This is a genomic window from Curtobacterium sp. PhB115 (genome assembly GCF_003752025.1).
Lineage (GTDB): Bacteria > Actinomycetota > Actinomycetes > Actinomycetales > Microbacteriaceae > Curtobacterium.
Genome location: NZ_RJKR01000006.1, coordinates 488,284 through 508,597, shown reverse-complemented (window position 1 = coordinate 508,597; position 20,314 = coordinate 488,284). Strand labels below are relative to the sequence as shown.

Sequence of the window (20,314 nt, the reverse complement as noted above, 5' to 3'; positions counted from 1 at the left end):
GCGCACCCACCGGCACTCCAGCGCTGATGCCGCTTCCGCGTCCGCTGACTCACGCGACTCGGATCAAGACTCACCCGTGATGCCGGCAATGATCGCTCCGAGCTTCCACCGGTGACGGTCGTCCGGGTCGGATTCGTCGAGTCGCGCTCGCAACGCACGGATTTCCGGGAACTCGGTCTCCGGGAGCGCGTCGTACACCCGCCCGAGGCGGTCTCGTGCGGCCTGCATGGATGCGTCGGGTACATCGGCACGCTCCGCTCCCGCTCGGACTCGGCGTGCCCAGCTGGCTCGTTCGACCGCGGTCGACGCCGCGTACTGGTCGAGGAGGTCCGCTGCGGCCAGGAGTGACTCCTCAGCAAGGCCCGCTGTCCGGAGGAGGGCGAGGACACGTTCGGTGATGGCGAGGGAGTTCGGGCCGACCTGCGCCTCGATCAGGGCGACGAGAGCGATGTCGTCGTGGGTCGCGAGCACGTGGATCTGATCCGTGACGAGGCCTTCCAGTTCGCCTCGCCAGTCCGCGGGTTCCCCGTGTCCGACCAGCACGTTGGCCAGCGCGAGGTCGTAGGCGGCCTCGAGCAGGTCCTTGCGGTCGGCGACGTAGACGTAGAGCGACGCTGCTGCCGTGTCGAGGCGCGTCGCGACCTTCCGCATCGACACGGCGTCGACCCCGGACTCGTCGATGAGCAGCAGCGCGGTCTGGACGATCGCCTCGCGGCTCAGCGGTGGCTTGGCAGGGCGCGTCCGGGCTGAGTCGGGCCGATTGGTGTCGGGCGTCATGCGACCACTGTACGCGACGAACGGCGTTCGGGGCGTACAGTGTTCGTCACGAACAGTGTTCGCAACGAACGGCGTTCGGTGAAAGGAGTCAATGTGGAAGACCACAACAACCACAGGTGGGTCGCTCTGGCGGCCGTCCTCTGCGCAACCGCGATGGATCTCTTGGACTCGACCGTGATGGTCGTCGCTGCTCCCTCCGTGCAGGAGGCGATGCACGGAGGTGAAGCCGTCCTGCAGTGGCTGACCGCTGCGTACACGCTTCCGTTCGGGATCCTGTTGATCCTGGGCGGGCGACTCGGTGACCGACTCGGCCGCCGCAGGGTCTTCCTGATCGGCGCGGCCGGCTTCGTGGTCGCATCGCTCGCTTGCGCGTTCGCACCATCCATCGGCATCCTGCTCGCCGGGAGGGCCATCCAGGGCGCCTTCGGCGCACTGCTCATCCCACAGGGGTACGGCATCGTCGGCGCCCTGTTCCGCGACGAGCGCGAGCAGAGCCGGGCGTTCTCCCTCTTCGGCCCGATCAACGCGATCGCCGGGGTGGGTGGGCCCATCCTCGCCGGCGCGCTCATCGGTTGGGACATCGCCGGGAGCGGATGGCGTGCCATCTTCCTGATCAACGTCCCGATCGGACTCTTCGTCCTCATCGCCGCAGCCCTGTGGCTCCCGCACGACGACGGTCGACCTGGTGCACGCATCGACCTGGCCGGGGCGGCGCTCGTCGCCGTGTCAGCGGCGCTCCTCGTCTTCCCCCTGATCCAGGGACGCGAGTCCGGCTGGCCCTGGTGGTCGTTCGTGCTCCTCGCACTCGCGGTCCCCGCCGGATGGGTCCTGGTCCGCCAGATCCGAGGCAGCAGCGCTCCGATCCTCGAACCGAGCCTGTTCGGGAAGCCGACCTTCATCGCGGGTCTCGCCGTCGCAGCCGCGCTGTTCGCCGGCACCGGCGGACTCAACCTGCTGCTGTCGCTCTTCCTGCAGCTGAGCGGGGGCCAGGACGCCATCGCCACCGGGCTCGCACTCGCGCCCCTCGCGATCGGCATCGCTGTCGGCGCGCCGATCGCCGCACGCCTCCGAGCATCTGTCGGACGACACGGTCTGCACATCGGCTTCCTCGTCGAGGTCGTCGGCCTCGTCCTCATCGCCACAGCCGTGCTGATGGACCAGAACGTCGTCGTGTTCGAGGTCGGGATCTTCGTCACGGGTCTCGGCCAGGGCCTGCTCTTCGGCCCGGTCATCCAGACGATCCTCGGCACCGCGGACGGTCACGAGATCGGAAGCGCCGCCGGCGCCATGACCTCCCTGCAGCAGATCGCCACGGCGCTCGGCATCTCGATCCTCGGCACCGTGTTCCTCGCCAGCACCAGCACAGCCTCCATGATCACCGGCCTCGCCGTCGTCATCGCACTCATGGCCGGGGCCGCGCTGCTCGTCCTCCGCATCCCCACGCACGCCCACACCCGCTGAAAGGCACGCACGTCATGACCACCACCCCCCGCACACGGATCATCGTCCTCGGCGCCGGCGGGCGCACCGGCCGGCTCGTCCTCGACTCGGCCCTGCACAGCGGCCACCGGGCAGTCGCCCTCGTCCGCTCTCCGGAACGTGCAAACCTCGCCGCCCGTGACGGCCTCGAGGTCGTCGCTGCCGACGCTCGCGATGCCGTCGCCCTGCGGAGCACTCTCCGACCGGGCGATGTCATCGTCTCGGCAGTCGGCCCGTCCGGTCGCAAGTCGAACGGCCTGTACGCCGGTGTCGCGCGAGCCGTCGTCGACGCGACCGCCGGCGGCAGCCACCGCTTCGTCGGCATCACCTCCAGCGGGGTCCGCGACGACGACCCGAACCACCCCTGGTGGTACCGAGCGTTCATGGTCCCGTTCATGGAGAACACCTACGGCGACATGCGACAGATGGAATCGACGCTCCGGGCGAGCGACCTCCCCTGGACCTTCGTCCGGCCGGGACGGCTCCTCGACGAGGCCGCGTCCGGGAACTACCGGGTCGAGGACGGCAAGAACCCGAAGGGCGGCGTCAGCATCTCCAGGAAGGACGTCGCGGACTTCGTCATCTCCTGCGCGGACAACGAACACTGGACCCGCCGAAACCCGACCATGACCACGTGACAGAATCAACGGGTCCCGAGCCCGACGACGAGGTCGAGGCTGGTCTCCACATGCACCTCCTGCAAGCCGCCCGCTTGCCTGGCGCTCTGCGCGTCTCGGTCGGGTGGGCGCTGATGCTCCTCGGCCACTTCGCCGTGTTCACCTCCATCGCCCTCCCTCGAAGCCGCAGGGCTCGGCGGGGCCGCCGTCAGTGGCTCCCTGTTCGTCCTCGGTGTCACCGCGGGCCCTGCCGGCCGGGCTCCTGGTGTCACCGGTGCTGATCGTCGTCGCGTTCGGGGTGCTGGCGATCGCGCCCCTGTCGACCCCGCTCGTCGTGGCGGTCCTCGTTGTCTGGGGTGCCGGCTTCGCCGCGGCCGTGCTGTTCAACCAGCAAGCCGTCCTCGTCGCGGGCGATCGGCTCGCGGACCGGCCTGCTGCAGACGCGACCGCTCTCCGAGGGTTGTCCAGCCGGCGGTCGCTCTGGATAGTTGTCCCATGGCCATCACCCTCGACAACGTCGGCATCGCCGTCCGCGACATCGATGCCGCGATCTCGTTCTTCACCGACCTCGGGCTCACGGTCCTCGGTCGTGACACGGTCAGTGGCGAGTGGGCGGACACCGCGGTCGGTCTCGACGGCAACCACGCGAAGATCGCGCTCCTCCAGACTCCGGACGGGCACGCTCGCCTCGAGCTCTTCGAGTACATCCACCCTGCGGCGATCGAGACGGAGCCCACGCTGCCGAACGAGATCGGCATGCACCGCGTCGCCTTCAACGTCGACGACATCGACGAGGCCCTCGCGACCGCCGCTCGGCACGGCTACCACCCGCTCCGCGGCGTCGCGACGTACGGCGACATCTACAAGCTCACCTACCTGCGGGGGCCCAGCGGCATCCTCGTGATGTTCGCCCAGTCGTTGCGGCCCTCCGACTAGCGCGAGCCGTCGCCTGGAGGCGCGACCCGCGTCCGCAACGCGAGTCGCGCCTCCAGGCCCGTGCGTTCTCGGTCATCCCCCGTCGGTGAGCAGGCGGAGCGTGTCCAGCAGATCTGATCGCCGTCGCTCGTCGAGCGGCGCGAAGAGGTCGTCGAGCACGGTCGCGGCCACGGCGTGGCCCGCGCGGAGCGCTTCGCGGCCGGCATCGGTCAGTGCGTGCTCGAGACGCCGGCCGTGTCCTGCCGTCCTGGTGACGAGTCCCCGCTCGACGAGCCGTGTCGCGAGGGTCCCGAACGCCTGGTCGCTCTGGAACGTCGCGACGGCGAGCTCGTGGCCGGACGCACCCGGCATCCGGTCGACGGCACGCAGCGCGTCCCACTGCACGAGGCTGACCCCGACGTCCCGCAGGGCGGTGTCCATCGTGCGGTGGTTCCGGTACTGCGCCCGCTTGATCGCCTGCCCGAGGCCTTCGAGGTCCGTCGTCATGGTGCTACGATATCAACACATTGATATCAACATGTTTAGTCAGGAGTGCCATGAACAGCCAGCCGACCCGCACCGCCCTGGTCCTGCACGGCGGCGGCGGACCGCGAACCGTCGCACCGATCGTCGGGCACCTCGCACCGGACACGCACGTCCTCGCCCCCACGCACCCCGGTTGGGACGGCACGACGCGACCGGAGTCCATCTCGTCCGTCGCCGACCTCGCGCGGGCCTACCTCCTGCGGCTCGTCGAGCACTCTGAGCGCGACGTGGTCGTCGTCGGATCGTCGATCGGTGGCTGGATCGCCCTCGAGATGGCCGTGCAGGCGGCGGCCGACGAGCAGTACGCGGGGGTCCTCGGCGCCGTCGTGCTGATCGACACCGTCGGTGCCGTGGTCGAGGGTGAGCCGATCGCCGACTTCTTCGCCCTCGACGCCCGCGGTCTCGCCGAGGTCGCGTGGCACGACCCCGAGCGCGGGTACCTCGACCCCGCCCGGTTCACCGAGGAACAGCGAGCGGTGCAGCAGCAGAACGGCCGGACGATGGCCGCCGTCGCCGGCAGGGGCATGAGCGACCCGACCCTGCTCGGCCGCCTCGCCACCGTGGACGTCCCGACGCTCGTGGTCTGGGGCGCGAGCGACCGCGTCGTCACGCCGGCGTACGGTCGGGCGGTGGCCGGAGCGGTGCCCGGTGCACGCTTCGCCGAGGTGCCGGCCGCCGGACACCTGCCGCACCTCGAGGCACCCGAGGCGACGTGGGCGGTGATCGACCCGTTCCTGGCGCGCTGAGCCGCAGCTAGCGTGGGGGCATGAGCCGTACCGACGACGACGTCGACACCTTCCTCGGGGCGAACGGAGCGCGACTCCTGGTCCTCGCCGACCAGGTCGTCCCCGCGGACGAGCACCCCTCCGCGATCGAGGCCGGCGCCCTCGAGTTCCTCCGGCACACGCTGCACGACCGACCGGACTGGACCGCCCGCGTGGCCTCGGTCGTCGAGGTCGGGGTCGACAGCGCCGAGTGGGACTGGTTCGCCGGCATCGTGTCCGCGGGGTACTACGCCGACGCGGGCAACGGTGGCAACGACGGCGAGCGCTCGTGGGAGATGGTCGGCTGGCAGCCCGGTCCCCCGGCCGGCTGGGGCGTCCCGGTCCCGGTGCCGACCGCGCAGCCTGTGGTCACGCACCCGTCGGAGCTCGCCGCGCGGTACGACGCGATCGTGATCGGCTCGGGTGCCGGCGGCGGGGTCGCGGCGTGCGGCCTGGCCGAGTCCGGCCGTCGGGTGCTCGTGGTCGAGGCGGGCGCCTGGCCGGACACCGGCACGCTCGCTCGGGACCACCTCCGGAACCCCAGGTCGTCGTGGGGGCTCGAACCGCGCTCCGGCCCGGTCGACCTCGGCAACCCCCGCGTGGTGACGGACCACGACGGTGACCGCGTGGTCCGGCCGTCCGACTGGGAGTGGCACAACAACGCGTTCACGGCCGGCGGTGGCACGCGGGTGTACGGCGCGCAGGCGTGGCGGTTCGCGCCCCGGGACTTCACGATGGCGACCGACCACGGCGTGCCGGATGGCAGCAGCCTGGCCGACTGGCCGATCCGCTACGACGACCTGGCGCCCTGGTACGACCGCGCGGAGCGGGAGCTCGGGGTGAGCGGTGGCGCCGGCGACGGCACGTGGGCCGGGCCGCGGGAGCACCCGTTCCCGATGCCGCCGATCGCGTCCGGGCCGTCGCGGGAGCGTCTGGCGCGGGCCGCCTCGGCGCTCGGCTGGTCGACCGTGCACGTCCCGTTGCTCGTGAACTCGGTGCCGTACCTCGGGCGTGGGGCGTGCGAGCAGTGCGGCATGTGCATCGGGTTCGCCTGCCCGGTCGACGCGAAGAACGGCAGTCAGAACACGCTGCTGCCGCGGGCGTTCGCCACCGGCAACGCCTCGATCGTGCTCGAGACCCGGGCCGCGCGCCTGCGGACCGACAGCGCAGGGCGGGTGGTGGGCGTGGCCCTGGTCGGGACGGTGGACGGGGTCGACTGGCACGCGGACGTCGACGCGGACGAGGTCGTCGTCTCGGCCGGCGCCGTGGAGTCCGCCCGACTGCTGCTCAACAGCCCGACCGAGCGGGAGCCCCACGGGATCGGGAACGACCACGACCTGGTCGGTCGGCACCTGCAGGGACACCGGTACGGCGGGGCGATGGGCGTCTTCGACGACGTGGTCGAGGACGGGCTGGGCCCGGGGCCGTCGATCGCGACGACGGACTTCCGCCACGGTGTCCCTGGTCAGATCGGGGGCGGGATCATCGCGGACGAGTTCGTCGCCACGCCCTCGAACACCTACGCCTACCTGACCGGCTTCGGCCTGCTCCCCCGCGCCGGGATCGCCAGCAAGCAGGGCATGCGGGACCTCGCCCGCCGGAGCATGCGCCTCATGGGGCCGATCCAGGAGGTCACCTCCGCCGACGCACGCGTCCGGGTCGACCCCGCGGTGACCGACCGGTACGGGATCCCCGTGGCCCGGTTCAGCGGCGACGCGCACCCGGAGGACACGCGAGCACGGGACCACACCAGCGCTCGGAGCGCCGACTGGTTGCGCGCGGCCGGGGCCACCCGCGTCGCGGAGATGCGCGGCACCCTGTCCGGGACCAGCGGCGGGCAGCACCAGGCCGGCACCCTGCGGATGGGGACGGACCCGTCGACGTCGGTCGTCGACCCGTTCGGTCGGGTCTGGGGGCACGACAACCTACGGGTCGTCGACGGCTCGGTGCACGTCACCAACGGCGGGGTGAACCCGGTGCTCACGATCTTCGCGACGGCGATGCGGAGCATCGACCACCTGGTCGGGGGACGGGCTCTGGACGCGACCCACTGACGGACTGGAGGCACGGTGCGGGCCCGCCCCGTGCCTCCAGGCCGGTGAATGCTGGGTCCAGACCAGGAAAACAACCACTGGCGACCCCCATTCGCGGGCATACGGCGTGCGGAAGAGCGCAAAATTGGTCGTGACTCAAGTTTGGCATTGACACCGGGAACTCGGCACTCCTACGATCGGCTCACCCGAACACGCAGTGCTCCAACGGAGGAGTCCCATGACGACGACGTCAGAACCCCAATCGCCCCTGGGCTCGACACCCGATCGATCGAACAGGATCCCGTTCGGACGGCTGCTCGCGTGGTCGTCGTCGCACGCATCGCAGGCCGGATCCGTCATCGTCCTGACGTACTTCACGATCTACTGCACGGACACCCTCGGACTCGCCCCGGCGATCGTCGGCGGCCTGCTGCTCGCGAGCAAGATCGTCGATGCCGTCGGCGTGCTCTTCGCCGGGTGGCTGGTCGACGCGTCCCCGGAGACACGGTGGGGCAAGGCGCGACCCTACGACCTCGCGATCGTCGGCATCTGGATCTTCACCGCCATGCTGTTCTCCACCCCCGGCGGTCTCGGTGAGGTCGGGAAGTACGCGTGGGTGTTCGTGACGTACCTGCTCGTCACCGCGGTGTTCTCCCCGCTGTTCCTGGCGAACCAGCCGCTGTACCTCACCCGCGCCTTCGCGGACCGCGACGCGTACACGAAGGCGTCGTCCGCGTCCGGCGTCGTCATCGGGGTCGTCAGCCTCGTGATCGGCATCACGTTCCCCGTCCTGGTCGGGCAAGCAGGCAAGTCCACGACGGCGTGGTCGCACATGATCCTGGTGTTCGCGATCCCGCTGGCCCTGATCGGCCTGATCCGCTTCTTCACCGTGCGGGAGACGAACCGTCCCGACCCGGAGACGACCCAGCGGGCGACGCTCCGCGACATCACGACGGTGCTGCGGAGCAACCCGTACCTCTGGAGCGTCTCCGCGATCCAGTTCGTCATCGCCGTCCTCGGGAACTTCGGCGCGCTCGCCTACTACTACCGCTACATCGTGGGCAACGTCGGCCTGCTGGGCATCGCCGGCGCACTGGCGATCGTCATCCTGCCCGTGATGGTCTTCTTCCCCCGGATCATCAAGCGGTACTCCATCTCGGCGATCATCATGGTGTCGTCGGTGCTCGGTGCGATCGGGTTCGCGATGTACTCCTTCGCCGGGGCGAACATCCCGCTGCTCCTCGTCGCCGCGCTGTTCACCGCCGCCGGCAGCACACCGATCGCGTTCCTGCTGCCCGTCCTCGTGATCGACAACGCGACGTACAACGAGTCCCTCGGGAACCGGCGCCTCGAGAGCGTCGGCGGAGGCATCACCAGCTTCGCGCAGAACCTCGGCGTCGGGGTCGCTGCGGGTGTCGGCGGGATCGTGCTCTCGATCGCCGGGTACGACGGCACCCGATCGGTGCAGACGCCGTCCGCGACGCTCGGCATCATCGCGGTGAACAGCTGGATCCCTGCCGCGCTGTCGATCGTCGCCGCGGTCATCGCGTGGCGGTACCAGCGCTTCGAACGGGAGCTGCCGGTCATCACCGCGTCGGTGATGGTGCAGCGTGAGCGGGCCGCGAAGGAGTACGGCGTCGGGGCGGTCGCACCGACCGCGAGCGGCATCGCCACGCCGGTCGCGACCGCGGACAGCGAGACCCCGCTCCCCGACGACGGGCCCCCGCGCGCGTGAGCGCCCGCGGCAGCCACCCACCTACGGTGAGACGATGACCACCCCCGAAGGCACACGGAACAAGCGCGGCCCCTACGCCCGGTCCCAGCGACGCCGCGAGACGATCGCCCAGGCGGTCCTCGACATCGTCGACGAGCTCGGTCACGAGAAGGTGACCACGGCGCTCGCGGCGGAGCGCTCCGACACCAACGAAGCGACGCTGCTCTACCACTTCCCCACGAAGGACCACCTGGTCATCGCGGCACTCGAACTCGCCGACGCCCTCGCGTCGCACCGCGACCCGCGGACCGGCGACACGGGGCTCGCACCCGACCTGGACCTGGACGGCCTCCGAGCGGTCGCGAACGCCAGGACCCCGACCGAACTGCACCGGCGCCGCCTGTACCAGGTGGTCAAGGGACAGGCGGTGTCCGAGGACCACCCTGCCGCCGCCTACATCGCGCACCGCACGTCGGAGGGCATCCGGCTCTGGACCGCGGTGGTCGAGCAACAGCAGCGCGCCGGACTCGCACACCCCTCGCTGGACCCGGCGGCGGTGGGGCGGCAGGTCTTCGCACTGTGGGAGGGGCTCGCGTCCATGCACGCGGTCGACCCCGACCTGGACATCGGCGAGATGCTCCTCGACGGGATCCGCCGGCTCACCGGACGGAACTGGACCGAGATGGTCGCCGCGATGACCGACCCGACGGCAGGGCTCTGACCCGCCACGAACGACGTCGCCCCACCAGTGGGCGTGAGGAGAACGACATGACCGACACCACCCAGGTCCCCGAGTCGACCGGGAATCCCACCGAGGACCTCTTCGACCGCCCGTACACCGACGTCGACGAGTGGCGCGACGTGCCCGTGCGGCACCGCTACGTCCACGGCGGCTTCCACGGCACGGACACCCGGTTCTCGTTCTACTTCCCGCCGACGGAGCAGTACCAGGGGCGCTTCTTCCAGCACGTCACGCCGCGACCGCTGCGCGAGGACCTCGCGCAGACGGCGACCGGACAGGCTGACAAGATCGGCTTCTCGGCGTCGAGCGGCGCCTACTTCGTCGAGACGAACGGCGGTGGGGAAGCCGCCGGGGACCCGATGTCCGGGCTCGACCCGACCATCGGTGCCTGGGGAGCGAACGCGGCGGCAGCCCGGTACTCCCGGGTCGTCGCCGAGCAGGTCTACGGACCGCACCGCCCGCACGGCTACGCGTACGGCGGGAGTGGCGGCGCGTACCGGACGATCGGCGCCGCCGAGAACACCACGGGCGTCTGGGACGGCTACGTCCCGTACGTCGTCGGGAGCCCGATGGCGATCCCGAACGTCTTCACGGTCCGGATGCGGGCGCAGCGGATCCTGCGGGACGCGTTCCCCGACATCGTCGACGCGTCCGACGTCGGCAGCGACCGCTCACCGTTCGACGGGTTGACGGACGTGCAGGCGGAGGCGCTCGCCGAGGTGACCCGGATGGGGTTCCCGGCCCGCGGGTGGTTCGCCTGGGAGACGCTCGGCACCCACGCGTTCAGCGCGCTGTACCCGGGCATCGTGATGGCCGACCCCACCTACTTCGACCACGACTTCTGGAACGTCGACGGCTACCCCGGGGCCGACCCCGACGACGCCGTCCACCAGGAACGCACCCGGGTGGACACCACGGTGACCGGCCTGCTGTCCACGGCCGCAGCGGTGGCCGCCGGCGTGGTCGCGGACCGGTCCGGGTTCACCGGCGTCGGCGGTGTCGAGCCGGTCTACGAGGAGATCGGGGACGCCGACGTCGCCGCGTTCTCGCTCGCCCACACCCTCGACCACGACGTCGCCGGTGCCGAGCTCCAGGTGCGGACGGGTGCCGCAGCCGGTGCCCGGATCCGCTTGAGCGGCACGTCCGGGAACACTGCGGTGATCGACCTCGACAACGACGCGGCGACGATCGGTCGCATCGCCGTCGGCGACGAGGTCCGCATCGACAACTCGAACTTCCTCGCAGCCCAGACCTACCACCGGCACCAGGTGCCGGACGCCTCGTACCCGGTGTGGGACCAGTTCCGTGACGAGCACGGCCAGCCGAGGCTCCCGCAGCGGCCGTTCCTGCTCGGACCGGTGTTCGCTGCCCATGCCTCGGGTACCGTCCAGAGCGGCCGGATCGGCGACAAGGTGATCGTCGTCTCCAGCCTGCTCGACCGTGAGGCCTTCGCGTGGCAGGCCGACTGGTACCGGCGGAAGGTCGTCGAACACCTCGGGGACGACGCGGACTCCCTGTTCCGCCTCTGGTTCGTCGACAACGCCCTGCACGGGGACGACGAGCACCAGGAGTTCCCGACGCGCACCGTGAGCTACCTCGGTGTGCTCCAGCAGGCGCTCCGGGCACTCGCGCGGTGGGTCGAGGACGGGGTCGAACCTGCGGCGTCGACGCAGTACCGGGTCATCGACGGTCAGACGGTCGTGCCACCAGGTGCCCTCGAGCGCGGCGGGGTCCAGCCGGTCGTGGACCTGTCCTCCGGGGGATCCCGCCGGTTCACGGCGCGGGTCGGGGACGTCGTGGAGCTCACCGCGACGGTCACCGCTCCTCCAGGTGGAGGCGAGGTCGTCGCGGTCGAGTGGGACGACGGCCGCGGCGCAGGGTACCGAGCCGAGTCGGTGACCCCCGCGCGCACTGTCTCGTCGAGCAGGCGCCTGGCGTTCGCGGAGCCGGGGACGTACTTCGTGACGGTCCGGGCGACGGCACAGCCCGCGGGCGCGTCCGGCACCGGGCACGAGCTCGTCCAGAACCTCGACAGGGCGCGGGTGGTCGTCAGCTGATCGCCGGCGAGGACCCGGCTACTCCTCCGGGACCGCCGCAGCGGCCTGCTCGTACAGGCTCGTCGCCAGGTCGTTCAGCACCTCGTGCAGCTCGCCGCCGTGCGCGCCGTCGACCGCGCGGAGCATGGCGGCGTACCGCTGCCGGTAGTCCGCGACCACGGCGTCGCCCGGCGGCAGCAAGCGCAGCAAGGAACCGCGGCGGTCGGCCGGGTTCGGCGCGCGCTCGAGCAGGCCAGCGGTGCTCATCCGGTCGATCATGTTCGTCACCGCACCCGAGGTCAGGCCGAGGTACCCGGCGACCTCCGTCGGGGTGGAGTACCCGGTGTCGCTGATGAGCACGAGTGCCCGGAGGGCGTTCTCGTGCACCCCCGCTCGGGTGCTGAGCTGACTCACCAGGCTCGCGTTCGCGCGCACGACGGCGGCGAACGCGGCCATGAGGTCGGCTGCGTCGTCGTCGCTTGCTGCTGCTGGCACGAGGGAATCCTTGCATGTCGGGTACCAGGGGGACACGAGCGTCCCCCGCACTGGGGTAGATGGGCGAGTGGCTAACTTGGTGAACCAGTGACTATCTTAATGATTGAAGCAAATCCGCCCGAGTGACTTGCTTCCCCAACCTTCGAGCACCACCGAACCGATGAGGTACCCCGTGTCCACCAAGCTCCGCACCTCCGCACTGAAGCGGATCCGCTTCGCACCCGTGGCCCTCCTGGCCGGCATCTTCGCCGCCGTGCTCCTCTCCCTCTCGCTCACCGGCACGCTCTCCGGGTTCGCCGCGAGCATCACGAACAGCAGCAACACCGCCGGCAGCGGCACGCTGATCATGCAGGAGCAGAACGCCGGCGCCACGGTCACGTGCCTCAGCACCGACGGTGGATCGGTCTCGACGAACTCGGCGACCTGCTCGACCATCAACAAGTTCGGCGGCAGCACGACGATGACCCCGGGCAACACGGTCAACACCGCCATCACGATCAAGAACACCGGCACCGCGAGCGCCAGCACCTTCACGCTGAACCCGGGCGCCACCTGCACCCAGTCGACGAACGGCTCGGCCAACGGCACCGCGACCGACCTCTGCGCGAAGATGAACCTCGTCATCACCTCCGGCTCGACCACCGTCTTCAGCGGCACGCTCGCCAGCTTCAAGGGTGCAGCGGCGTCGGCCTTCACGATGCCGCAGGCCCCGGCCGCCGGTGCGAGCGTCCCGTTCAACTTCGCGGTGACCCTCGACTCGTCGGCGGGCAACACCTACCAGGGCCTCGCGGCCTCGGTCCCCATGACCTGGACGTTCACGGCCTGATCCCGCTCCGGGCCGGCTCCCCCCGGCCGGCCCGGAACGTCCCGTGACCCCAGACCGGCGACGCTCGACCGCACCCCCCGACGGTCGAGCGTCGCCACCTTCTCCACCAGCACCCAGCACCAGCACCAGCACCCCACGACCGACCGGAGCAGCACATGAGCCAGACCACGGCGATCCCGCTGACCGGCACGCTCGACCGCCCGATCCTCCGGGGCCGTGCCGTCACCCGCTCCGAGACGGTCCTCGCCTGGTCGGTCGCCGCACTCGCCGCACTCCTGCTCGGCGCTGCGGTCCTGTTCCTCTCCGCCGGCGGCCGCTGGTTCGTCGTCGAGACCCCCTCGATGGGCGAGGCCGCCCCCGTCGGCACCCTGGTGCTCGACCTCCCGGTCGACGTCGACACCCTGCACGTCGGCGACATCGTGTCCTTCGAGACCGCAGCGAACCAGGACGTCGTCTACACGCACCGCATCATCGCGATCGACGCGGACGGCGGCATCCACACCCGCGGCGACGTGAACGGCGCCACCGACCCGTGGACCCTCTCGCAGGCCGACGTCATCGGCACCCCCGCACTCCTGGTCCCGCACCTCGGCTGGCTCTTCCGCGCCGCTCCGATCCTGCTCATCGGCACCCTGCTCATCTGGACCCTGACCAGCGCGTTCACGGACCGGGTGACCCGCACCTGCCTCCGGATCGCCGGCGGTGCGCTGACCGCGTCGTACGCCGCGTTCCTCCTCAAGCCCTTCGTGAACGTCACGACCATCACGAACACCTCGAGCCCGACCGGCGTCGAGGCCACCGTCATCTCGTCCGGCATCTTCCCGGTCCGCATCGACGCACACGGCGGCAACACCGTCCACCTCGTCGACGGCGAGGTCGGCCGGGTCGTCATCCACGAGCTCACGGGGAACGGTCACTACCAGCTGACGTCGAACATCGCACTCGACCCCCTGGGCTGGGTCGCCCTGATCGCCGTGTGCCTGGTGCCGCTCGTGGCCTGCCTGGCCGTCGGCCGCGTCGAGGCGGTGCGTCCCTCGTGATCCTCCGCCGCCTGCGTGACGGCCGCGTCGTCGCCCTCCTGCTCGTGGTCGCCCTGGCCGTCGTCGTCCTGCTCAACCAGTTCGCACCGACCCGTTCCGCCTACAGCGCCACGGTTCGCGACGACACGAACACCGCTGCGACCGCCCCGTACTTCACGTGCACCGGTGCCGTCGGTGCGGACACCGCGAACGCCCTGTTCGCGTACCGGCTCACCGAGTCGACGAACGCGAAGACCGCCACCGACTGGTCGGGACGCGGCGTGAACGGCACCTACCAGGGCTCGATGACGGCGGTCACGCCCGACCCGAACGCCTGCCCGCGGGACACCGGCAGCGCCTACGTGCTGAACGGCTCCACGAGCTACGTCTCCACCTCGCGCTCCTACGCCAACCCGACGACCTTCAGTGAAGAGGTCTGGTTCAAGACCACGGTCGCCGGCGGACAGCTCATCGGCTTCGGCAGCAGCCAGACCGGTGGCTCCGGGCAGCACGACCGCAAGCTCTACCTCAACACGAGCGGACAGCTCGTGTTCGGTACCTACAGCGGCACGACCCAGGTCGTCACGTCGCCGAAGGCCTACACCGACGGTGCGTGGCACCACGCGGTGACGACGATGTCGCCGACGAACGGCATGCGCCTGTACGTCGACGGCACGCTGGTCGCGTCGAACGCTGCGTTCAAGAACCCGGAGCCCTACACCGGCTACTTCCGCATCGGCTACGACACGGTCAGCGGCTGGCCGGGGAGCCCCGCCAACCCCTACTTCACCGGATCGATGCGGTACGCGGCCGTCTACGGGACGGAACTGTCCGCCACCCAGGTCGCCGCACACGCAGCAGCGGGTCGCTGACGGCCTGGAGGCGCCGGGCGGGCCCGCCCCGCGCCTCCAGGCCGCCTGCCGGTCGCGTCAGCTCATCTCGGCCGGCTGCGCGACCGCGGCTGCGGCCGTGATCGCCGCGATCGCGGCCTCCGGGTGCGACACCATGGAGACGTGCGACGCCGCCACCTCGGTGATCGTCGCTCCAGCACGTTCCGCCATCGAGCGGAGCACCGCCGGTGGGATGACGAGGTCCTCGGTGCCGACGACCGCCCACACCGGGCGGTCCGACCACGACGGCGGTCCGGACGGTGCGGTGTTGGCGCTCAGCGTGATCGGCCGTTGCCGGGCGGCGACGAGTCCGCGGTCCTGGTCGGGCAGGTCCTGCGCGAAGTACCGGTGCACGGTCTCCGGCTTGAGGTAGGCCTCGAGGTCCCCCTCCGGCGAGCCCGGGTACGCGATCAGGTCGAGCACGCTCGTCGGGTCGGGGACGTCGAGCGCGGAACCGGATCCCCCGAGCAGCTGGAAGACGAACTCGCCCTCGTCCGGGATGAAGCCGTCGACGTAGACGAGCGCTCGGACGTCGTTCGAGAACTCCGCGTTCGAGATCACGAAGCCGCCGTACGAGTGCCCCACGACGACGACGGGACCGGTGGTGCGCTGCGCGACGAACGACGAGATGGACGCCGCGTCGCTCGCGACACCGCGCAACGGGTTGGGCGGGACCAGGACGGTGTAGCCCTGCTCCTGCAGTGGAGCCGTGACGAGGTCCCAGCTGGAGCCGTCGGCCCACGCTCCGTGGACGAGGACGATGGTCGGTTTCGACATGCGTGTTTCCTCACGTACCGCCCCGCAGGGCGAGCCGCCGCTCGGCGGCGAGACGTGCCCCGTCGGGTGAGGGGACACGGGAGCGACCGTCGGCGCGACGGTGCAGCGGCCGCGCGGTCATGAGGGGCATCGAACGCTCGGAGGCTACTCCGGAGGGGGCCGTCACCGGAAGGCCCGCGAAACGAACCCGTAACGCTCAGGGGCACTTGGACGACACGCGTCGTCCATAGGCTCACCTCCACCCCAGGGGCCGCAGGTCGCTCGGCCCCGGACCGGAGGATCGACGTGTACACGCAGACGGAACTCACCGAGGCCATCGGCCGTGCCCGGAGCGGAAGCGGTCAGCGCATCCGGGAACTCCTGCAGTCCTCGCCCCGGCGGGCCCACGTGCTCCTGCGGGCGAGCATCCGCCGAGGCGTGCTCTCCGCCGGACGACCGGTCGAGGAACAGAGCCTCATCATGTCGATGATGATGAGCAGGAACAGCATCCGTTCGGCGCTGTCGATGCTCGGTGCCGAGGGACTCATCGAACGCCGGCAGCGCATCGGGACGAGCGTCGTGGCCTCCATCTCCGAACTGCCGTTGCTGGAACTCCTGCCGATCGGCGGCTGGACCCGTGCCGAGGAGGACCCCGACCGCCCCTCGGTGGCCCTCGAGTTGACGGAGCTCGAGCGCGCCACCGTGCTGGCCGACGAGCACATCCGCAGCCGGTTGGAGATCGACGACGAGTACGTGCTGATGCGCGAGGACCTCGTCACCCGGGGCGGCGAACCACTCGGCGTGCTCGTCGGGTACTACCCGCTGGACGCACCGGACCTGCTCGTGGACGACGACGACCGGGACGCCCGGCTCAACGCGATGCGGCAGGTCGCGCTGTCGCACGTCGAGGCGACCGTGGAGGCGGTGAACTGCGACGAGCGCACCGCCAAGGTGCTCAAGGTCGCGGTCGGTGCCGCGATCCTGGTGCGCGAGACGCTCGTGCGCGGCGCCGACGGTCGCGTCGGGATGCTCGCCTACGGCCACTACCGCGGCGACCGAGTGGCCCTGTGGGCGAAGCACGACGACGTGCCCGCGATGCTCAACACCCAGACGCCCCCGCGCTGACCCGCGCAGCTTCTCCCAGGGCGGCGGAAACGCCGCCGATCGGCTTGCCCATGCGGATCGACGGCGCGCAATCAACCGTTACCGACAGGTCACGGTGCGGAATCAATCGGCACATAGCGTCACCTGCACACCGAGGTGACCACCTCGTCCCACGCCCAGAAGGAAGGACCGTCCCATGGTGCGGTTCATCGGCTCCCGCGTCGCGCGGATCGTCGTCACGGTCCTCGCCGTGCTCACGTTCGCGTTCGTGCTCGCCCGGCTGACCGGCGACCCCGTCCGGCTCATGCTGCCCGACCAGGCGACCCAGGCCGACGTGGACGCCGCCCGGCACAGCCTCGGCCTCGACCGACCGCTGCTCGTGCAGTACGTCGACTTCATGGCCGGCGCGTTCCGTGGCGACCTCGGGGACTCGATCCGCCAGGGACAGTCCGCCCTCGGGCTCGTCCTCGAGCGGCTCCCGAACACCGTCGAGCTCGCCCTGACCTCGTTCGTGATCGGCTTCGCGCTCGCCGTGGCCCTGGCCGTCGTCGCCGAGACCACCGGCAGCAAGCGGCTCCGGTCGACGCTGATGTGGCTCGCGACGGTCCGTCAGGCGATCCCCCCGTACCTGTTCGGCATCCTCCTGGTGCTCGTCTTCTCCGTCTCGCTCGGACTCCTCCCCGCGATCGGCCGCACGAGCTACGCGAGCTTCGTGCTGCCCGTCGCGACGATCGCCACGTTCGAGGTGGCTCTGTACCTCCGGCTCATCTCGTCGTCCTTCGACGAGTCACGGACCCTCGACTACGTCCGGACCGCCCGCGCGAAGGGCGTCTCCCGCGGACGGATCGTCGTGCGGCACATGCTCCCGAACGCGCTCCTGCCCGTCATCACGATCGCCGGGATCAACCTCGGCGTGCTGATGGGCGGGACGGTCGTGCTCGAGATGGTCTTCAACTGGCCAGGCCTCGGACGCCTGATCGTGCAGGGCGTCACCGAGCGGGACTACCCGATCGTGCAGGCCGGCGTCGTGCTCATCGCGATGCTCTTCGTCGCCATCAACTTCATCGTCGACATGCTCTACGCGGTGCTCGACCCCCGAGTGAGGCTCTCATGACCCAGGCAACGACCCGGCTCCGCACCCGCACCCAGGCGCGGTCCCTCACCGCCGGACTCGTCGGCGCTGCACCCTCGCTCGTCGTCGCGACCGTCATGCTCGTGATCGTCGCGTTGGTGGTCCTGGTGGTGCCGTTCCTGCCCGGGTTCAACCCGTACACGCAGGACCTCGCGAGTGCGCAGCAGACGCCGTTCACGAGCGGCGCGCACCTGTTGGGGACGGACGCGCTGGGCCGTGACCTGCTCAGCCGGTTGTCGGTGGCGACGCGGACCTCGCTCGTCGTGGCATTCGGCGCCGTGCTCATCTCGATGGTGCTCGGCCTCGCGATCGGGCTCGTGGCCGGCTGGCGCCGCGGTCGTCTCGACGCGTTCCTGATGGGCGTCGCCGACGTGCAGCTCTCGATCCCCGTCGTCCTGCTCCTCATCGTCCTGGTCGCCGCCCTCGGCTCGAGCACCACCCTGCTGGTGGTGATGCTCGGGCTGACCAACTGGGTCGGCTACGGCCGCGTCTCCCGGTCCATCGCGGTGTCCCTGCGGGAGCGCGAGTTCGTCACCGCCGTGACCGCTGCCGGGGGCTCCGGCTGGTGGGTCGTCAGCCGCCACCTGCTGCCGAACGTGCTGCCGCAGATCGCGATCCTCGCCGCGTTCGAGGTCGGCACCGTCATCACGATCGAGTCCTCGCTGTCCTTCATCGGCCTCGGCATCCAGCCGCCGACCCCCAGCCTCGGCGGACTCATCGCCGACGGCCAGAACTACCTCCAGACCAACCCCGCGCTCGTCGTCCTGCCCGCGCTGATGATCCTGATGGTCATCGGCGGGGTCCAGTTCGTCTCGCAGGGCCTGTCCGCGCGCCGCTCGCGCCGCTGACCGCTCGTGCCGCTGACCGCTCGTCCCACCCCCGCACCCCGACCCGTCCCCATCCCGCACCCCCACCCCGCACCCCCTGACCCGGAAGGGACCACCCCCTCATGGCATCACCCCGGATCCACCGACTGCTCGTCGCGGTCGGCCTCACCGGCGCCGCGGCACTCGTGCTCACCGGCTGCTCGGGCTTCTCGTCCGCCGACGCCGGCAGCGGCTCGACCACCAAGGACACCGTCACCGCAGCACTCACCGCGGAGCCGTCGACCCTCGACCCGGTGTTCGACACGAACCTGCAGTCGCTCAACGTCTTCGAGAACGTCTTCGACCAGCTCACCACCATCGGCACGGACGGCAGCGTCGAGCCCGGCCTGGCGACCGAGTGGACCCACGACGACGCACTGACGACGTGGACGTTCACACTCCGTGACGACGCCGAGTTCTCCGACGGGTCCCCCGTCACCGCGGACGACGTGGTCTACACGTACGAGACGGCGATGAAGGACCCCGAGTCGAACCTCGGCGGGTACATGACCGCGATCGACTCCCTCGAGGCGACCGACGACACCACCGTCGTGTTCCACCTGAACACCCCGTACGCGCCGTTCGACCGTCAGGTCACCCTGGTGTCGATCCTGCCGGAGGCGATCTACTCCGAGGGCGCGAAGGCCTTCGGCCAGAAGCCGGTCGGCTCGGGCCCGTACGAGGTCGTGAAGTGGACCCGCGGCGACTCCATCACCCTGAAGCGGAACCCGGACTACTGGGGCAAGCAGGGTACCTACGAGAACGTCGTGTTCCAGTTCGTGCCGGACGAGACCACCCGTGCCAACTCGGTGCAGTCGGGTGACCTCGACATCGCCCTGCTCGGACCGGCCAGCGTCGGCACCGCGAAGTCGTCGGACGCGATCGACGTCGTCGACACCAAGTCGAACCGGGTCATCTACACCGGCTTCAACGCGACCGCGAAGTGGCTCGACGACGCCGACTTCCGCAAGGCCGTCAGCCTGGCCGTCGACCGCGACGCGATCTCCGAGAAGCTCATGGCCGGCACCACCGAGCCGGCCAGCCAGCTCGTCGCATCGGTGACCCAGGGCTACGACGACTCGATCGAGCCGACGGAGCAGGACGTCGCCGAGGCGAAGAAGCTCGTCAAGGCCTCCGGGTACGACGGGTCCTCGATCACGCTGAGCTACCCGACGACGACGCTGCCGCAGATCCAGCAGCTCGCGCAGTCGATCCAGCAGTACCTCGAGGCGGTCGGCATCACGGTGAAGCTCGACGGTCAGGAGTTCTCGACGTTCTCGTCGAACTGGTTCGCGAACAAGTTCTCCGGCCTGTACATCTACGCGTTCGCCCCGTCGGTGCTCGACGCCGACCTGCCGCTCACGATGCTCACGAAGTCCGGCGGTCAGGGCTACGCGAAGAACGCCGAGATCGACGCACTGCTCGAGAAGGAGCTCGCCGAGCCCGACGAGGACGCCCGCGACGCCGACCTCGGCAAGATCTCGACGATCGTCAACGACAACACGTACTACGCACCGCTCATCGCCGACACGTACACGTACGGCGTCACCAAGGGGCTCGACTGGACGCCCCGTCCCAACGGCATGATCCTCTTCAACTAGGA

Annotated in this window: 19 protein-coding genes; 15 read left to right on the top strand and 4 right to left on the bottom strand. The window is 70.4% G+C overall.

Annotation, left to right across the window (positions count from 1 at the left end; all coding sequences use genetic code 11):
* Positions 1 to 63: 63 nt before the first annotated feature.
* On the bottom strand, positions 64 to 777 hold the full coding sequence (locus EDF19_RS08010; RefSeq protein WP_123680373.1) for a TetR/AcrR family transcriptional regulator: 714 nt from the start codon (positions 775 to 777) through the stop codon (positions 64 to 66).
* A 39-nt stretch (positions 778 to 816) separates the two neighbouring features.
* On the opposite strand from EDF19_RS08010, the gene EDF19_RS08005 reads away from it, so the two are divergent.
* The 3 genes from EDF19_RS08005 (at position 817) to EDF19_RS07995 (ending at position 3,809) form a co-directional block, all read left to right on the top strand.
* Entirely contained in the window at positions 817 to 2,238 is a 1,422-nt protein-coding gene (locus EDF19_RS08005; protein ID WP_311317098.1) for an MFS transporter, read from the top strand.
* Positions 2,239 to 2,252: 14 nt separating this feature from the next.
* Entirely contained in the window at positions 2,253 to 2,894 is a 642-nt protein-coding gene (locus EDF19_RS08000; protein ID WP_123680371.1) for an NAD(P)-dependent oxidoreductase, read from the top strand.
* 474 nt (positions 2,895 to 3,368) lie between these two features.
* Positions 3,369 to 3,809 carry a VOC family protein gene (locus EDF19_RS07995; RefSeq protein WP_123680370.1) on the top strand — a complete coding sequence of 147 codons (441 nt, stop codon included), beginning with the start codon at positions 3,369 to 3,371 and terminating at the stop codon, positions 3,807 to 3,809.
* A 72-nt stretch (positions 3,810 to 3,881) separates the two neighbouring features.
* Here EDF19_RS07995 and EDF19_RS07990 read toward each other — a convergent pair whose 3' ends face one another.
* Positions 3,882 to 4,295, bottom strand: coding sequence for a MarR family winged helix-turn-helix transcriptional regulator (locus EDF19_RS07990; RefSeq protein ID WP_123680369.1), 414 nt, complete (start codon positions 4,293 to 4,295; stop codon positions 3,882 to 3,884).
* A 50-nt stretch (positions 4,296 to 4,345) separates the two neighbouring features.
* Here EDF19_RS07990 and EDF19_RS07985 point away from each other — a divergent pair, with 50 nt between their 5' ends.
* From EDF19_RS07985 to EDF19_RS07965, 5 genes are all read left to right on the top strand, one after another.
* Positions 4,346 to 5,080, top strand: coding sequence for an alpha/beta fold hydrolase (locus tag EDF19_RS07985; RefSeq protein ID WP_123680368.1), 735 nt, complete (start codon positions 4,346 to 4,348; stop codon positions 5,078 to 5,080).
* A 20-nt stretch (positions 5,081 to 5,100) separates the two neighbouring features.
* A complete protein-coding gene (locus EDF19_RS07980) occupies positions 5,101 to 7,152 on the top strand; it encodes a GMC oxidoreductase (protein ID WP_123680367.1) in 2,052 nt (683 codons plus the stop codon).
* Positions 7,153 to 7,369: 217 nt separating this feature from the next.
* Positions 7,370 to 8,866: an MFS transporter gene (locus tag EDF19_RS07975; protein WP_123680366.1), complete on the top strand. Its 1,497-nt coding sequence runs from the start codon at positions 7,370 to 7,372 to the stop codon at positions 8,864 to 8,866.
* A gap of 34 nt (positions 8,867 to 8,900) precedes the next feature.
* Positions 8,901 to 9,566, top strand: a complete 666-nt coding sequence (locus EDF19_RS07970) for a TetR/AcrR family transcriptional regulator (protein WP_123680365.1) — start codon at positions 8,901 to 8,903, stop codon at positions 9,564 to 9,566.
* Positions 9,567 to 9,613: 47 nt separating this feature from the next.
* Positions 9,614 to 11,644, top strand: coding sequence for a hypothetical protein (locus EDF19_RS07965; RefSeq protein WP_123680364.1), 2,031 nt, complete (start codon positions 9,614 to 9,616; stop codon positions 11,642 to 11,644).
* 18 nt (positions 11,645 to 11,662) lie between these two features.
* On the opposite strand, the gene EDF19_RS07960 is transcribed toward EDF19_RS07965, so the two are convergent.
* Entirely contained in the window at positions 11,663 to 12,118 is a 456-nt protein-coding gene (locus EDF19_RS07960) for a MarR family winged helix-turn-helix transcriptional regulator (RefSeq protein ID WP_123680363.1), read from the bottom strand.
* Positions 12,119 to 12,290: 172 nt separating this feature from the next.
* Between EDF19_RS07960 and EDF19_RS07955 the strand changes: the two genes are divergently transcribed.
* From EDF19_RS07955 to EDF19_RS07945, 3 genes are all read left to right on the top strand, one after another.
* Positions 12,291 to 12,944 carry a hypothetical protein gene (locus EDF19_RS07955; protein WP_123680362.1) on the top strand — a complete coding sequence of 218 codons (654 nt, stop codon included), beginning with the start codon at positions 12,291 to 12,293 and terminating at the stop codon, positions 12,942 to 12,944.
* A 155-nt stretch (positions 12,945 to 13,099) separates the two neighbouring features.
* Positions 13,100 to 13,984 (top strand): S26 family signal peptidase, encoded by an 885-nt coding sequence (locus EDF19_RS07950; RefSeq protein ID WP_123680361.1) that lies wholly within the window; start codon positions 13,100 to 13,102, stop codon positions 13,982 to 13,984.
* Positions 13,981 to 14,835, top strand: a complete 855-nt coding sequence (locus EDF19_RS07945) for a LamG domain-containing protein (protein ID WP_123680360.1) — start codon at positions 13,981 to 13,983, stop codon at positions 14,833 to 14,835. The genes EDF19_RS07950 and EDF19_RS07945 overlap by 4 nt, the downstream gene beginning before the upstream one ends.
* Positions 14,836 to 14,892: 57 nt before the next feature.
* Here the strand turns inward: EDF19_RS07945 and EDF19_RS07940 are convergent, their stop codons facing one another.
* Positions 14,893 to 15,630, bottom strand: a complete 738-nt coding sequence (locus EDF19_RS07940) for an alpha/beta fold hydrolase (RefSeq protein WP_123680359.1) — start codon at positions 15,628 to 15,630, stop codon at positions 14,893 to 14,895.
* Between the two features lie 285 nt (positions 15,631 to 15,915).
* Here EDF19_RS07940 and EDF19_RS07935 point away from each other — a divergent pair, with 285 nt between their 5' ends.
* The 4 genes from EDF19_RS07935 to EDF19_RS07920 all read left to right on the top strand — a co-directional run bounded on the left by EDF19_RS07935 (position 15,916) and on the right by EDF19_RS07920 (position 20,312).
* Positions 15,916 to 16,734 (top strand): GntR family transcriptional regulator, encoded by an 819-nt coding sequence (locus tag EDF19_RS07935; protein WP_123680358.1) that lies wholly within the window; start codon positions 15,916 to 15,918, stop codon positions 16,732 to 16,734.
* A gap of 175 nt (positions 16,735 to 16,909) precedes the next feature.
* Positions 16,910 to 17,827, top strand: coding sequence for an ABC transporter permease (locus EDF19_RS07930; protein WP_123680357.1), 918 nt, complete (start codon positions 16,910 to 16,912; stop codon positions 17,825 to 17,827).
* Positions 17,824 to 18,693 (top strand): ABC transporter permease, encoded by an 870-nt coding sequence (locus EDF19_RS07925; RefSeq protein WP_123680356.1) that lies wholly within the window; start codon positions 17,824 to 17,826, stop codon positions 18,691 to 18,693. Before EDF19_RS07930 ends, EDF19_RS07925 begins: the two co-directional genes overlap by 4 nt.
* Positions 18,694 to 18,794: 101 nt before the next feature.
* Positions 18,795 to 20,312, top strand: coding sequence for an ABC transporter substrate-binding protein (locus EDF19_RS07920; protein ID WP_123680355.1), 1,518 nt, complete (start codon positions 18,795 to 18,797; stop codon positions 20,310 to 20,312).
* Positions 20,313 to 20,314 lie beyond the last annotated feature (2 nt).

What these genes read in the sequence shown, in the direction of transcription:
- EDF19_RS08010 (WP_123680373.1), bottom strand. Translation starts at nt 777, where the DNA reads ATGACGCCCGACACCAATCGGCCCGACTCAGCCCGGACGCGCCCTGCC.
- EDF19_RS08000 (WP_123680371.1), top strand. Translation starts at nt 2,253, where the DNA reads ATGACCACCACCCCCCGCACACGGATCATCGTCCTCGGCGCCGGCGGG.
- EDF19_RS07995 (WP_123680370.1), top strand. Translation starts at nt 3,369, where the DNA reads ATGGCCATCACCCTCGACAACGTCGGCATCGCCGTCCGCGACATCGAT.
- EDF19_RS07990 (WP_123680369.1), bottom strand. Translation starts at nt 4,295, where the DNA reads ATGACGACGGACCTCGAAGGCCTCGGGCAGGCGATCAAGCGGGCGCAG.
- EDF19_RS07985 (WP_123680368.1), top strand. Translation starts at nt 4,346, where the DNA reads ATGAACAGCCAGCCGACCCGCACCGCCCTGGTCCTGCACGGCGGCGGC.
- EDF19_RS07980 (WP_123680367.1), top strand. Translation starts at nt 5,101, where the DNA reads ATGAGCCGTACCGACGACGACGTCGACACCTTCCTCGGGGCGAACGGA.
- EDF19_RS07975 (WP_123680366.1), top strand. Translation starts at nt 7,370, where the DNA reads ATGACGACGACGTCAGAACCCCAATCGCCCCTGGGCTCGACACCCGAT.
- EDF19_RS07970 (WP_123680365.1), top strand. Translation starts at nt 8,901, where the DNA reads ATGACCACCCCCGAAGGCACACGGAACAAGCGCGGCCCCTACGCCCGG.
- EDF19_RS07965 (WP_123680364.1), top strand. Translation starts at nt 9,614, where the DNA reads ATGACCGACACCACCCAGGTCCCCGAGTCGACCGGGAATCCCACCGAG.
- EDF19_RS07950 (WP_123680361.1), top strand. Translation starts at nt 13,100, where the DNA reads ATGAGCCAGACCACGGCGATCCCGCTGACCGGCACGCTCGACCGCCCG.
- EDF19_RS07940 (WP_123680359.1), bottom strand. Translation starts at nt 15,630, where the DNA reads ATGTCGAAACCGACCATCGTCCTCGTCCACGGAGCGTGGGCCGACGGC.
- EDF19_RS07930 (WP_123680357.1), top strand. Translation starts at nt 16,910, where the DNA reads ATGGTGCGGTTCATCGGCTCCCGCGTCGCGCGGATCGTCGTCACGGTC.
- EDF19_RS07925 (WP_123680356.1), top strand. Translation starts at nt 17,824, where the DNA reads ATGACCCAGGCAACGACCCGGCTCCGCACCCGCACCCAGGCGCGGTCC.
- EDF19_RS07920 (WP_123680355.1), top strand. Translation starts at nt 18,795, where the DNA reads ATGGCATCACCCCGGATCCACCGACTGCTCGTCGCGGTCGGCCTCACC.